The sequence below is a fragment of the Microbulbifer rhizosphaerae genome, from assembly GCF_014191725.1.
GTDB lineage: Bacteria > Pseudomonadota > Gammaproteobacteria > Pseudomonadales > Cellvibrionaceae > Microbulbifer > Microbulbifer rhizosphaerae.
Genome location: NZ_JACHWZ010000005.1, coordinates 86,021 through 99,487, shown reverse-complemented (window position 1 = coordinate 99,487; position 13,467 = coordinate 86,021). Strand labels below are relative to the sequence as shown.

Genomic DNA, 13,467 nt, shown 5'->3' with positions numbered 1-13,467 from the left:
CGACTTCACTAAAAAGTCACCGTCGCGGTAATCGTATCCTGGTAGGTGCCCTCCGGCTTGGGTCCCTGAGCCGGCACACGGCCGAATACCGGGATGGACTGGGGATCGCCGCTGCCGGTGCCGTCAACGGTGGTGCCCGCGGTGTCGCCCCAGACCTGGGTGCGGGCGGCATCGCTGTAGAGCTGGTAGTCGATGGTGTCGGTTCCCAATTGCATTTTGCGGTCGTTGACGTCGCCGGTGGTGGTGCCACCGTCCAGCGCAATAGTGTAAGCGCCGTTCAAAGTGCAGGTGACCGAGAGATTGCTGCTCGCGTCCTGCACGCCGACGCTGTTTACGGTACCAAAATTCAACGGATTGGCGGAAATGGTGCAGTCCGGCTGGATATCCAGCTGCGCAGTGATGGTGTCGGGCAGAATGAAGATATTGGTGATGGCGCTGCAGAGTTGCATGGGGGTTCCCTCGCGGACTTCGATACCGCTCAGCACCGACTGGTAGAGCCCCACTGACTTTCCCGTCTGCCCGGAAAATACCCGGCCGAACACCGTGGCCACTCGGGTACCGCCGACCAAGGGGAAAAGCAGTATGCGCTCCTGCCCACCGGCCACATTGCCCCACACCAGGGTGCGCCCGGCATTGCGGTAGAGCTGATATTGCACGTCGAAACCGCCGTTGACCATACGACGGTCGGCGAAGGAGACGCCGCCACTGCCCACCGGCAGGCTGATACAGACCCGGCGCTCCCCCGGCGGATCCATCGCGGGGCAGGTCACGGTGATATCGGCGCTCACATCAATCTGCGGCGTGGGCAGGCCGGTAATGCTGCCGAAATCCACCGTCGGTTCCACGGTGTAAGTGCAGGTCTGCCCCCACGCCGTTCCGGCGCAGGAAAAAAGCAGAAAAAATAACAGCCACTGCGCCTTCACCGCTCCCCTCCGCAGATCGTGGGCCGCACGCGCATTCTCAACAGCGGCGCTTCCGTCGCCCCTTCCGGTTGGAGATGATAACTGCACAGGCCGCCATCCCGCTCCACCTCTATTTGCGCACCGTCACCCAGATCCTCGATATAGACTTCACCGCCGAAACCCACCGGCAACATTCGGCTGCCGCCGTTGCGATAAAGGGTCGCGCGGCTGCCGGCGGGCAGCGGTGTTCCGGACGGGTCGAGCAGGGTGACGATGGCCGGCCGCAGCTCCTCCACCGGAAAACGCACCAGCTGCCCGGCGTGATCCGCGGGCACGGCGAACTGCTCCAGTTCCGCCACGTAAAACTTGGGGCCCAGCCCATCCGGGTCTATGCCGATGCGGTTGCGCTGCCAGCCCCGCAGTTCCGGAATCAGCAGGTAGCCCTGGTCGTCGGTGCGCCCGTAGACGCGGTTTTCGCTGAGCACAGGCATATCCTCGACACCGGTGTACACCAGGGCAAAGGCGTCGTGAATGCGGCGGCTGAACTTCAGCTGGCCGTCCATCAACACGGCGCTGCCGCTGGCTTCGAAAAAGTGCCCGTGCCCGCCGTCGTCCCTGTCGATACCCGCGCGGGCCGATCCGTAGCGGCCGCGCACTTCCACCATCGCCTGGGCGTAGTCGCCGTCGGTATCGCCGCCCTGCAGCGACCAGCCCCAGCCGCCGTGATAGGGCGCGGTGCGGCGCAGCAGTGCCCTGGGCTCGATGTCGTCATCCCCCCGCTGGGCGCTGATCGCGGCATAGAGCAGGTTGTCCAGCGGGATGCTGAAGGTCAGGCTGCCGCCGGAACCGCTGTCGTCGTCCTGGAAAACCGTTGCGGAAACCGACAGGCGCGAGCCGAAGTTCTGCGTCCAGCTCACACTGTGGGTACTGGAAAATTCCCGCGGCAGCAGGCGATCGCGGTGATCGCGCCAGCGAACGTGGCTATAGGCCAGGCTGCCGCGGCCGGTCTGCAGCCAGACGGTGGCGCGATCCCGGGCATTGAGCCAGCGCTCCGTCAGGGTCCTGTCCGTGTCCAGGTCCGCCAGGTCGCGGTAGCCGCGGCTGCGCCGCAGGCTGTGCAGGTCAAAACCATAGGTGGGGCCGTTCCACTGATAGCCGAGGCTGTACTGGCGGCCGGAGCGGTCGCGCTGGCCGGGTGCGCCGCCATTGCTATAGGCGATAGAGGCGGAGAGCAGGCCCCAGCGGTTATCCGGCGACCAGACACCGCCGATCCCCGCCAACCCCAGGCCCTCCGCGCCGGAGGCGTGCGCCTCGAAGGTAAAGGTGTCGGTGATCCCCTGCAGCCAACTGGCGCTGGCCACCGGTTTTTCCCCGTAGTCGTCCCAGCCACCCTCGAAACCCGTGCGCAGCACGCCCGCCTCGAAACTGAAATCGCTGAGGCCAGGCGCCAGGCGGCGGTGGTCCACGTACAGCGGCGCGCTGGCGGTGGTGGTGCGCCCCAGCGCGTCGGTCACCACCAGGGTGGCCACACCGGCGCCGCCAATCCTGGGCAGGGTGTCCAGTACAAAAGGACCCGGGTCCACTTCGTCGCCGTACTGCAGGATATTGTTTGCGTAGAGTTCCACCGTGGAGGGCAGGGCGGCGCTGCCGCCGAAGCGCGGCACCGGCAGGGTGATCAGGTCCGGGCGCACACCGAAATTGCGCCGCCACTGGAATCCGGCCATGCGCACCGGGCGGTTCCAGCTGTGGCCGCCGCTGATCAGGTCGCCGGCGGTCCAGGTCCACAGGTTCCGCGGGTCGCTGTAGGTCCAGAAGCTGTCCAGGCGGCGGTAGCCTACATCCTCGTCGCCGCCGCGGCTGACGCCGGAGATCTGCACACTGCCGTAGCGGCCAAACCAGTCGAGGGAAGTGCCCAGGGAGTAACTTTCACGGTCTGCCCATTCGCGCGCGTAAAAATCGTAATTGAACAGCAGGCCGTGATCGCGGCGCACTTCCACCGACGGCGGTGGCCGGTAACCCAGGTGCTGCTCGCGACGCAGGCCCGGGGGCACGTGAAGCGCCAGGGACTGGGTGGGAATATCGTAGTGGTGGGAGAGGCCGGGGAGGCTGTCCAGTGGCACTCAGTGCTCCGCGCTACCCCGCGGAATCCGCAGGCCGATTTCGCGCAAATCCGCGGAGGAAATCCAGAGCCGGCCCTCCCGCAACAGCACCGGCGCGATCAGTCCGGTGGATTCATCGTCCAGAAAAATCTCCAGGTAGAGTTCCTGTTCGCGCCGCACCTCGCGCAGATAAAATTTGGCGCCGCTGGTGGCGAGCGGCTGGCTGTCGGGAATGGGGACCGCGGCCCGGGCGGGCGCCGGTGCCCAGGCGAGCAGGAAACCGAGCAGGTAGTAGCCGCTGGCTTTACTGCCGCAGCGGAATGGTTGCGGGCTGGCCATTGAGCACCGTTTGCAGTCGCACTTCCCCGGGAGCGAGGGCACCGATCTCTTCCGGCAGCGCCCATACCCTGCGGCTGCCGGGCAGCACGTAGCCGAAAAGCCCGCCGCTCAGCTGAATCGCGTCACCGGAATCGCCCACCAGCCGGCTGGCCCCCAACTGCGCGGCCCGCCCGCCGGCGTTGAAGCAACTCAGCTTATCCACCTGCAGCGAACAGGAGAGGTTAGGTTCCGCCGCATCCGCGGCGCGCACAAACAGCGGCAACAGGTAACGCATGCGCACTCTGACCTTCGCCTCCCCGCCAGTGATTCCCTCCGGCAATTCATCCACCACCAGGCGATAGCTGTCATCGCTGTCCCGGGCCTCCGGCCCCAGGCGAACCAGGCGAACCAACTGCTTGCCGCCGGGGGGCAATTCTACGATCGGCGGACTGGCCACCACCGCATCGCTGGCTACCAGCTTGTCCTCGCCCCCCTCCTGGCTCCAGGCAAACACCCGCACCTGTGCCGCCAGGGGGCTGTCGCCGGTGTTGGACAGCCGCAGCCGGGAGGCGCTGTCTCCGGGCACTATCTGCAGCAGTATCGGCCCCGCCTGCAGCTGGCCCTTGGCGCAGAGTGGAGCGCTGAACAGCGCCAGGGCAAACAAAAACACGCAATGTATTAGCTTCATATCAGAAAGTGACTGTTGCAGTAATCGTGGAACTGTAGGTGCCCGTCGGCTTGGGGTTCTGCCCGGGATCGGTCCGGCCGAAGACGTCAAACTCATCGTTGCCGCCGGTACTGGTGAAAGTGATGGTAAAGGTACCGCCGGAGCCGTCGCCGTCGCCGTCGCCGTCGCCGAGAATCTCGGTGTGGGCGGCATCCCGGTAGAGGTTGTAGTCAATGGTATTGGTACCATTGTCCATCTGTCGGGTGGCAAAGGTGCTGGTACCGCCGGTGCCTGCATCAAAGGACACCTCCACTGGTGATATCCCGGTGCAGGTCACCGAGCCGGTAGTGGAAGAGGAGATGGGTGGGGTCAGGTCGTTGACCGTACCGAAACTGAGGTCATTGACGGAAATTGTGCAGTCGTTCTCGACAGTAATCGAAACATCAAAAAGTAGTACTGGAGGTTTGCGCCAGCAGCGGCGTGGGGAAGAGCAAAAAGAGAGATAGGGCCAGTGCCAATCCTTTGCACGTGGTCACTTCGACTCCTTATGGAGTTAGTCGTCGGTAAATTATTTACTTTCGCGTGAATCTAGTCCAATTTCGAAGCCGCCGGAGGAAGATCCACGAAAATGGCGCTATGAATCACCCCTTGCCAGTGCCGACTGTCAGTATCGGACGCGAGACATGCGCAATGATTAACCACTCTCCTCCTCCCCGTTCATTCCCAGCTCCTTCAGCTTTCGCGTCAGGGTATTTCGGCCCCAGCCCAGCAGCTCCGCCGCATCCCTTTTTCGCCCCGCGGTGTGCTTGAGGGCAATTTCGATCAGCGCCTTTTCGAATGCCGGCACCGCCTCGCTGAGAATTTCCCGGCGACCGGTGGCCAGGGCGCGGTCGGCCCAGAGGCGCAGGGCTTTTTGCCAGTCCTGCGATGTCTCGCCGGCGGCTGTCTGCTGGTGCAGTTCCTGGGGCAGGTCCTCGACGTGCACTTCGCGGCCGGAGGCCATCACGGTGATCCAGCGGCAGGTGTTTTCCAACTGGCGCACGTTGCCGGGCCAGTCCAGGCCGGCGAGGTATTCCTCGGTCTCGCGGGTGAGGATTTTCGGCTCCACCCCCAGGTCCTTGGCGGCGCTGTTGAAGAAGAAGCGCACCAGGCGCGGGATATCCTCGCGGCGGTCGGCCAGGCGCGGGATATGGATGCGGATGACGTTGAGGCGGTGGAACAGGTCCTCGCGGAATTTGTGTTCTTCCACCAGCCTTTCCAGGTCCTGGTGCGTCGCGGCGATAATGCGCACGTCCACTTTCACCGGGGTGTGGCCACCGACGCGATAGAATTCGCCGTCCGCCAGTACCCGCAGAAGACGGGTCTGGGTCTCCGCGGGCATATCGCCAATCTCGTCCAGGAACAGGGTGCCGCCGTCCGCCTGTTCGAAGCGCCCGGTGCGCTGGGCGCTGGCGCCGGTGAAAGCGCCCTTTTCGTGGCCGAACAGTTCGGATTCCATCAGGTCCCGGGGAATCGCGGCCATATTCAGGGCGATAAACGGGCGGCTTTTGCGCGGGCTGTGGTTGTGCAGCGCCTGGGCCACCAGTTCCTTGCCGGTGCCGGATTCGCCGTTGATCAGCACGGTGATATTGGAGTGGGACAGGCGGCCGATCGCGCGGAACACCTCCTGCATGGCCGGCGCCTCGCCGATAATTTCCTTGCTGCCGTTGCCGCTCTCCAGCGCCACCTGTCCGGCACCCTGCTGCTCGCTGGCGTGGGCCAGGGCGCGGCGGGTGACCGCCACCGCTTCGTCCACGTCGAAGGGTTTGGGCAGGTACTCGAAGGCGCCGCCCTGGTAGGCGGCCACGGCGCTGTCCAGGTCCGAGTGGGCGGTCATGATGATAATCGGCAGCGCGGGCCGCTCCGCCTGGAAGCGCTGCAATAGTTTGAAACCGTCGGCGCCGGGCATGCGGATATCGCTGATCACCACATCCGGCGAGTCGCTGTAGAAATCGTCCAGGGCGCGGTCGCCGTTTTCAAAGCACTTGGTCTCGATACCGGCCCGGGTCAGGGCGCGCTCCAGCACCCAGCGGATCGATCGGTCGTCATCAATAATCCAAACGCGATTGCTCATACTCACATTTCCGGTAATCAATTATTCGTTGGCTCTCTATTCGCCAGCTAAGGGCAGGTAGATCTGGAAGACGCTCTGCCCGGGGCGGCTGTCGCATTTGATCAGCCCCCGGTGCTGATTGATGATGTTCTGCGAGATGGACAGCCCCAGCCCGGAGCCCTCGGCGCGCCCGGAGATCATCGGGTAGAAAATCCGCTCGCGGATTTCCTCGGCGATGCCCGGGCCGTTGTCCTCGATCTCGATGCGGCACACCAGCGGGCAGTGGCGCCGGCCGATGGTGAACTGGCGCTGGATGCGGGTGCGCAGCACGATTTCCCCGGCCGCGAGGCCGATGCTCTCGTCGATGGCCTGCATGGCGTTGCGGGCGATATTCAGCAGTGCCTGGATCAGCTGTCCACTGTCCGCGGGAATGTCCGGGATCGAGGGGTCGTAGTCGCGGCGGATGTCCAGTGTGCCCTCGCACTCCGCGTCGATCAGTTGGGCCACCCGCTCGACAATTTCGTGCACGTTGACCGGTTTCAGCTGCGCCGGCCTGCGCGGGCCCAGCAGCCGGTCGACCAGATCCCGCAGGCGATCCGCCTCGTCGATGATGATCTGCGTGTACTCGGCCAGGTCCCGGTCCGGCAGTTCGCGCTGCAACAGCTGCGCGGCGCCGCGGATGCCGCCGAGGGGATTTTTCACCTCGTGGGCCAGGCCGCGCACCAGGTTGCGGGTGGTCTCCTGGGCGGAGATCAGCGCATCCTCCCGGGCGATGCGCAACAGGCGGTCCATGGACTGCACTTCCATCAGCAGCAGGCCCAGCTCGGGCACCGGGCTCACCGAGTAGTCCACGGTGCGCTGCTCCAGGTTGTGCAGGCGCCAGCTGGCGCGGCGCACCGTGTATTTCTGGCCGCTGGCCAGGGCCTCGCGCATGGCCCGCTGGGAGGCGGCGGATTCGCGCACTATTTCTTCCAGCGGCAGCCCGCTGACCCGCGCGCTGGAGGCGGCGAGCAGGTCCTCGGCGGCGGAGTTGAGATAGCAGAGCAACAGGCTGCCATCCAGCACCACCACCGCGGAGGTCAGGTTGTCCAACAACTGGCGCAACTGGCGATCGTTGAGCATGTAAAAAACTTTCCCCTCTCTATGTCTACGACAGTGCAAAAAGCAAACCAAAATGGCGCAGGGGGGCAAAGGCTGGGGCCAGAGCGAATCTGCACGCAGGCGAATGCACCATTATTGTGCATTGATTAAAAAATAGCCAGACTTGGTGCTACAGAAAAGGGCGGAGGGAGGGGACAAGGTCTTCGCACCCGTAGGAGCCGCCGTTGGCCGCGATCGATCTCGCTTCGTAGCTGTATCGATCGCGGCCAACGGCGGATGGCCGCCCCGCCGCTCCTACAGATAAGGGTCAGGGGGTCGGGGCGGGCTGGGCCCTGGGGGCCTGGGGTGCCTGGGGCGCGGGGTTGTCGGGCACGTCCAGGCTGGCGCGTTTGACGTAGAGGGTGATGGTCTGCGACTGGGCCAGCGGGTTGCCGCTGAGGTCGGTGAGCACCGCCTGGATATGGTGGGTACCCCGCTCCAGGGCGGAAAGGTCCAGGCTGGTACCGGAGGAGCTGCCCACCCAGGGCTGGCCGTCCACCACCGCGAAAAACCGGTAGCCGTGCCGCGGCACCGGGTTCACCGCCACTTGCAGCACGATAAAGCGCTGCCCGGGGGTGATGGTGGTGCCGCTCTGTGGGCTGACGATGGCAAAATTGATCGGCCCCTGGTCGTCCTGTCGGTCGCGGTCCCTGGGCGACAGTTTGCGGGTCGGCAACGGGCGGGGCGCGACGATCGGCTGCACGTTGGTGGGGCCTACCTCCACTCTTTCCGCCTTGCTGCCCGACGGTGGGGTGTCGCTGAAGATTACCTGGCCGTCGGGGCCGACGGTCTTGTAGATGGTGTTGCCGGGGGTGGGGACGTCGGTGCCGTCGTCGCCGGCGAGGGCCAGTAGCGGGGTGATCAGCAGTAGTGCCAGGAACAGGGAAAATTTTTTCATAGCGATATCGATCGCGGCCATGGGCCGCTCCTACAGGGCTTATCCGGGATTCTACAAACTAGTGTACCCCGAATAAAAAAGCCCGCACTGGTTACAGTGCGGGCTTTTGTAAGAGAGACGGCATCCAGGGATGCCGCACCATCTTACACGGAGTAGTACAGCTCGAACTCGACCGGGTGAGTGGTCATCTGCAGGCGCTCCACCTCTTCGCGCTTCAACCCGATGTAGGCGTCGATGGCGTCATCGGAGAAGACTCCCCCCTCGGTGAGGAAGGCGCGGTCTTCATCCAGGGCATTCAGGGCCATTTCCAGGCTGGAGGCCACGGTGGGGAACTCGGCCACTTCTTCCGGAGGCAGGTCGTACAGATCCTTGTCCGCCGGGTCGCCGGGGTGGATTTTGTTTTTGATGCCGTCGAGACCCGCCATCAGCATGGCCGCGAAGGCCAGGTAGGGGTTGGCGGTGGGGTCCGGGAAGCGCGCTTCGATGCGCTTGCCTTTCGGGCTGGGCACATATGGAATGCGGATGGACGCGGAACGGTTGCGCGCGGAGTAAGCCAGGATCACCGGCGCCTCGAAGCCCGGTACCAGGCGCTTGTAGGAGTTGGTGGAGGCGTTGGTGAAGGCGTTCAGCGAACGGGCGTGCTTGATGATACCGCCGATGTAGTACAGGGCGGTCTCGGACAGGCCCGCGTAGGCGTCACCGGCGAACTGGTTCACGCCGTCCTTGCTGAAAGACTGGTGCACGTGCATGCCGGAACCGTTGTCACCCACCAGCGGCTTGGGCATGAAAGTGGCGGTCTTACCGTAGGCGTGGGCCACGTTGTGCACCGCGTACTTGAGGATCTGCACCTCGTCCGCTTTCTTGGTCAGGGTGTTGGCGGCCACGCCGATCTCACACTGGCCGGCAGTGCCCACTTCGTGGTGGTGCACTTCCACTCTCAGGCCCATCTGCTCCATGGCGGAACACATGGCGGCGCGCACGTCGTGCAGGGAGTCCACCGGCGGAACCGGGAAGTAGCCGCCCTTTACGCCCGGGCGGTGGCCGATGTTGCCCTCGGGGTAGATCTGGCCGGAAGACCATGCGGCCTCCTCGGAGTTGATCTTGTAGAAAGCGCCGCCCATTTCCGCACCCCAGGTGATGTCGTCGAACACGAAGAACTCGGGCTCCGGTCCGAACAGCGCGGTGTCGCCCAGGCCGGTGGACTTGAGGTATTCCTCGGCGCGCAGCGCGATGGAGCGCGGGTCGCGCTCGTAGCCCTGGCCGGTGGACGGCTCGACGATGTTGCAACGCACGATCACGGTGCTCTCGTCGGTGAAGGGGTCGAGGAAAGCAGTCTCGTCATCCGGCATCAGGATCATGTCGGATTCGTTGATGCCTTTCCAGCCGGCGATGGAGGAACCGTCGAACATCTTGCCTTCTTCGAAGAATTCGCCGTTAACTTCCGACGCCGGAATCGATACGTGTTGTTCCTTCCCCTTGGAATCGGTGAAGCGCAGGTCTATCCATTTTGCTTCACTCTCTTGAATCAAACCGAGCGTTTTCGCTGACATTACAGTCCTCCAGGTCTTGAAAAGTTATTTGTCGCTAAGCCCTTCTTGTGGCATCAAGTGAAGCAAAGAGTGTGCCAAATTGGGGCAATGGCGCCGCAGCTGACGCCGCCACAGCCGTGGCCGTGCGCGCGGGATCAACCTGAGCAGAATAGATGCAAAGTGTCCGGACGGCCACCGAATGGCGCACCAAATTTGCGCATAACTGTCGCGTTACGCACATTTTCGGTGCACACCATCAGGACGCCACCTGGTTTATAATGCCCGGCTTTCATCCAACTGCGGTACCCGGCCGGATCTCCATGCACTTCGTCGTCAAGTTCTTTCCCGAAATCACCATCAAAAGCAACCCGGTGCGCAAGCGCATGTCGCGCCAGCTCAGGGACAACCTGCAGCGCCAGCTGAAGCCGCTGGACGACCGCATCCGCGTGCGCCAGGACTGGGAAAAGATCGATGTGATCGCCCCGGACGCGGTGGCCCACCTGGCCGGCCGCATCCAGGAGGTACTGGCCCATACCCCCGGGATCGCCAACTTCTCCAGCGTGCGCCAGTTCCCCCTGGGCGACCTGCACGACATCTATGAAAAGACCCTGTCGGTGTGGGGCGACAAGCTGGCCGGCAAGACCTTCTGCGTGCGCGCCAAGCGCACCGGCAACCACGACTTCAAGTCCCTGGATGTGGAGCAGTATGTGGGCGGCGGCCTGAACCAGCACACTGGCGCCGCCGGCGTGAAGCTGAAGAACCCGGATATCACCGTGAAACTGGAGATTCGCCACGACAAACTCAATGTGGTGGAGGCCCAGACCCCGGGGCTCGGCGGCTTTCCCCTGGGGACCCAGGACCCGGTGCTGTCCCTGGTGTCCGGCGGCTTCGACTCCACCGTGGCCAGCTACCTGACCATCAAACGCGGCATCCGCACCCACTTCCTGTTCTTCAACCTGGGCGGGCGCCAGCACGAGCTGGGCGTGAAGGAGGTGGCCTTCTACCTGTGGAACAAGTACGGCGCCTCCCACCGGGTGCGCTTTATCACCGTGCCCTTCGACGAGGTGGTGGCGGAGATCCTGGAAAGGGTGGACGACTCCTATATGGGGGTGATCCTCAAGCGCATGATGCTGCGCGCCGCCAGCACCGTCGCTGAAGAACTGGAAGTGGACGCGCTGGTTACCGGCGAGGCCATCGCCCAGGTCTCCAGCCAGACCCTGAAGAACCTCTCGGTGATCGACAGCGTCACCGACACCCTGGTGCTGCGCCCGCTGATCGCCAGCGACAAGAACGATATCATCCGCACCGCGCGGGAGATCGGCACCGAGGAATTTGCGGCGAATATGCCCGAATACTGCGGGGTCATCTCGGTAAAACCCACCACCCGAGCAAAAAGGGACAAGGTGGAAAAAGAAGAGGCCCGATTCGACTTCTCCATCCTCGATCGCGCCGTCGCCAGCCGCACGGTACAGAACATCGACCGGGTGATGGAGGACCTGCAGGGTGAAACCCCGCCGGTGGAAATTGCCACCGAGCCCGGCGACGCGGTGGTGATCGACATTCGCCACCCCACCGAGGAGGAAATGGACCCGCTGGAACTGCCCGGCACCCAGGTGGAGACCATTCCCTTCTACCGCCTGAGCAGCGCCTTCGGGAACCTGGACCGGGACCGCCACTACCTTCTCTACTGCGCCCGCGGGGTGATGAGCCAGCTGCACGCCGCGCACCTGATGGACGAGGGTTATCGCAATGTGGGGGTTTTCCGGCCGCAGAAACCGGAGAAGTAACCCCGGGGCCGCGGAGCTATTTACCCTGGAGTGCAGGTGACTCAAGCTCCGCACGCGGGTCGCAGGTTAAATATTACGCAAATCCCGCTCCCAATTGTGGCGCTGCGGCCCTATAATCGCCGCCTTTGGCCGGACAGCCGCTGTAAAAACCCCGCAGGCCCCCCGCTCAAACCATTTCACGCTTAAACCCCAGAGGCCCCTAGTGATACAGAAGTTGCGCAATATTGCGATCATCGCCCACGTAGACCACGGCAAGACCACCCTGGTGGACAAGCTGCTGCAGCAGTCCGGAACCCTGGACCGCCGCGACCAGAACGCCGAGCGGGTGATGGATTCCAACGACCAGGAGCGCGAGCGCGGCATCACCATCCTGGCCAAGAACACCGCCATCCGCTGGAACGAATACCGCATCAATATCGTCGACACCCCCGGACACGCGGACTTCGGCGGCGAGGTGGAGCGGGTACTGTCCATGGTGGACTCGGTGCTGCTGCTGGTGGACGCGGTGGATGGCCCCATGCCCCAGACCCGCTTCGTGACCCAGAAGGCCTTCGAGCAGGGCCTGAACCCGATCGTAGTGATCAACAAAATCGATCGCCCCGGCGCGCGCCCGGACTGGGTGATGGACCAGGTGTTCGACCTCTTCGACAGTCTCGGCGCCAGCGACGAGCAGCTGGATTTCCCGGTGATCTACGCCTCGGCCCTGAACGGCATCGCCGGCCTCGACGACACCGACCTGGCCGACGACATGACCCCGCTGTTCCAGATGATCGTGGACAAGGTGGCGCCGCCGCAGGTGGACCTGAACGGCCCCTTCCAGATGCAGATCTCCGCGCTGGACTACTCCAGCTATGTGGGCGTGATCGGCGTTGGCCGCATCACCCGCGGCGCTCTCAAGCCCAACCAGCAGGTGGTGGTACTGGACCGCGAGGGCAAATCCCGCAAGGCCAAGGTACTCCAGGTAATGGGCTACCTGGGCCTGGAGCGGATGGAAGTGGAACAGGCCAGCGCCGGCGATATCGTATGCATCACCGGTATGGGCGAACTGAATATCTCCGACACCTTGTGCGACCCGGACAAACCGGAGATGCTGCCGGCGCTCACCGTGGACGAACCCACCGTGAGCATGACCTTCCAGGTCAACGACTCTCCCTTCGCCGGCCAGGACGGCAAGTTCGTCACCTCGCGCAATATCAAGGAGCGCCTGGACCAGGAACTGATCCACAACGTGGCGTTGCGGGTTGAGCAGGGGGACTCCCCGGACAAATTCAAGGTTTCCGGGCGCGGCGAGCTGCATCTCTCCGTATTAATCGAAAACATGCGTCGGGAAGGTTTCGAACTCGGTGTATCCCGTCCAGAGGTGGTGCAGAAGGAAGTCGATGGCGAAATCCACGAGCCCTACGAGCAGGTGGTCATCGACGTCGAGGAACAGCACCAGGGCGCGATCATGGAAGAGTTGGGCCTGCGCAAGGCGGACCTGACCAATATGGAACCGGACGGCAAGGGTCGCGTGCGGCTGACGTTTGTGGTGCCCTCCCGCGGCATGATCGGTTTCCGCTCCCAATTCCTGACCATGACCAGCGGCTCCGGCATCATGACCAGTATCTTCGACCACTACGGCCCGGTGAAAATGGGCGAGGTGGGCAAGCGCATCAACGGTGTGCTGGTATCCATGGTCAAGGGCAAAACCCTGGCCTATGCCCTCTACGCGCTGCAGGACCGCGGCCGCCTGTTCCTGGGCCACGGTGAGGATATCTACGAGGGCCAGATAGTGGGCATTCACTCCCGCGGCAACGACCTGGTGGTAAACCCCACCAAGGCCAAGCAGCTCACCAACATCCGCGCCGCCGGCACCGACGAGGCCCTCACCCTGACCCCGCCGATCCGCCACACCCTGGAACAGGCGCTGGAGTTTATCGAAGACGATGAGCTGGTGGAGGTGACGCCGAACCATATCCGCCTGCGTAAGAAGGTTCTGCAGGAGAATATGCGCAAGCGGGCGAAGAAGTAATTCTCCAACCACGTTATCAAGGGC

10 protein-coding genes and 1 pseudogene are annotated in these 13,467 nt (G+C 63.8%); 2 read left to right on the top strand and 9 right to left on the bottom strand.

Translation table 11 applies throughout. The features are described from left to right. Window positions 1–8: 8 nt before the first annotated feature. The 9 genes and pseudogenes from FHS09_RS06605 to glnA all read right to left on the bottom strand — a co-directional run bounded on the left by FHS09_RS06605 (window position 9) and on the right by glnA (window position 9,666). Window positions 9–923, bottom strand: a complete 915-nt coding sequence (locus FHS09_RS06605) for a spore coat protein U domain-containing protein (RefSeq protein WP_183457997.1) — start codon at window positions 921–923, stop codon at window positions 9–11. Continuing rightward, window positions 920–3,022 (bottom strand): fimbria/pilus outer membrane usher protein, encoded by a 2,103-nt coding sequence (locus tag FHS09_RS06600; protein WP_183457995.1) that lies wholly within the window; start codon window positions 3,020–3,022, stop codon window positions 920–922. Before FHS09_RS06600 ends, FHS09_RS06605 begins: the two co-directional genes overlap by 4 nt. After that, the gene (locus FHS09_RS06595; RefSeq protein WP_183457993.1) at window positions 3,023–3,340 is read right to left on the bottom strand and encodes a hypothetical protein; all 318 of its coding nucleotides are present in this window, start codon (window positions 3,338–3,340) and stop codon (window positions 3,023–3,025) included. Then, entirely contained in the window at window positions 3,306–4,007 is a 702-nt protein-coding gene (locus FHS09_RS06590; RefSeq protein WP_183457991.1) for a fimbrial biogenesis chaperone, read from the bottom strand. Before FHS09_RS06590 ends, FHS09_RS06595 begins: the two co-directional genes overlap by 35 nt. A gap of 1 nt (window position 4,008) precedes the next feature. Then, a pseudogene (locus FHS09_RS06585) lies at window positions 4,009–4,425 on the bottom strand (Csu type fimbrial protein); the annotation flags it as partial. A 255-nt stretch (window positions 4,426–4,680) separates the two neighbouring features. Continuing rightward, the gene (gene glnG / locus FHS09_RS06580) at window positions 4,681–6,099 is read right to left on the bottom strand and encodes a nitrogen regulation protein NR(I) (RefSeq protein WP_221191838.1); all 1,419 of its coding nucleotides are present in this window, start codon (window positions 6,097–6,099) and stop codon (window positions 4,681–4,683) included. A gap of 36 nt (window positions 6,100–6,135) precedes the next feature. Further along, entirely contained in the window at window positions 6,136–7,200 is a 1,065-nt protein-coding gene (glnL, locus tag FHS09_RS06575; RefSeq protein WP_183457987.1) for a nitrogen regulation protein NR(II), read from the bottom strand. Between the two features lie 286 nt (window positions 7,201–7,486). Then, window positions 7,487–8,137, bottom strand: a complete 651-nt coding sequence (locus FHS09_RS06570; protein ID WP_246394635.1) for a DUF4124 domain-containing protein — start codon at window positions 8,135–8,137, stop codon at window positions 7,487–7,489. Between the two features lie 122 nt (window positions 8,138–8,259). Next, window positions 8,260–9,666: a glutamate--ammonia ligase gene (glnA, locus tag FHS09_RS06565; RefSeq protein ID WP_183457985.1), complete on the bottom strand. Its 1,407-nt coding sequence runs from the start codon at window positions 9,664–9,666 to the stop codon at window positions 8,260–8,262. 299 nt (window positions 9,667–9,965) lie between these two features. Here glnA and thiI point away from each other — a divergent pair, with 299 nt between their 5' ends. Together thiI and typA are read left to right on the top strand one after the other, a co-directional pair. Next, window positions 9,966–11,432 carry a tRNA uracil 4-sulfurtransferase ThiI gene (thiI, locus tag FHS09_RS06560; protein ID WP_183457983.1) on the top strand — a complete coding sequence of 489 codons (1,467 nt, stop codon included), beginning with the start codon at window positions 9,966–9,968 and terminating at the stop codon, window positions 11,430–11,432. Between the two features lie 202 nt (window positions 11,433–11,634). Further along, window positions 11,635–13,443, top strand: a complete 1,809-nt coding sequence (gene typA / locus FHS09_RS06555) for a translational GTPase TypA (RefSeq protein ID WP_183457981.1) — start codon at window positions 11,635–11,637, stop codon at window positions 13,441–13,443. Window positions 13,444–13,467: the final 24 nt, after the last annotated feature.

Bases quoted from the DNA above. Each gene is read 5' to 3' on its own strand.
- FHS09_RS06595 (WP_183457993.1), bottom strand. From the start codon at position 3,340: ATGGCCAGCCCGCAACCATTCCGCTGCGGCAGTAAAGCCAGCGGCTAC.
- FHS09_RS06590 (WP_183457991.1), bottom strand. From the start codon at position 4,007: ATGAAGCTAATACATTGCGTGTTTTTGTTTGCCCTGGCGCTGTTCAGC.
- glnG (WP_221191838.1), bottom strand. From the start codon at position 6,099: ATGAGCAATCGCGTTTGGATTATTGATGACGACCGATCGATCCGCTGG.
- glnL (WP_183457987.1), bottom strand. From the start codon at position 7,200: ATGCTCAACGATCGCCAGTTGCGCCAGTTGTTGGACAACCTGACCTCC.
- FHS09_RS06570 (WP_246394635.1), bottom strand. From the start codon at position 8,137: ATGGCCGCGATCGATATCGCTATGAAAAAATTTTCCCTGTTCCTGGCA.
- glnA (WP_183457985.1), bottom strand. From the start codon at position 9,666: ATGTCAGCGAAAACGCTCGGTTTGATTCAAGAGAGTGAAGCAAAATGG.
- thiI (WP_183457983.1), top strand. From the start codon at position 9,966: ATGCACTTCGTCGTCAAGTTCTTTCCCGAAATCACCATCAAAAGCAAC.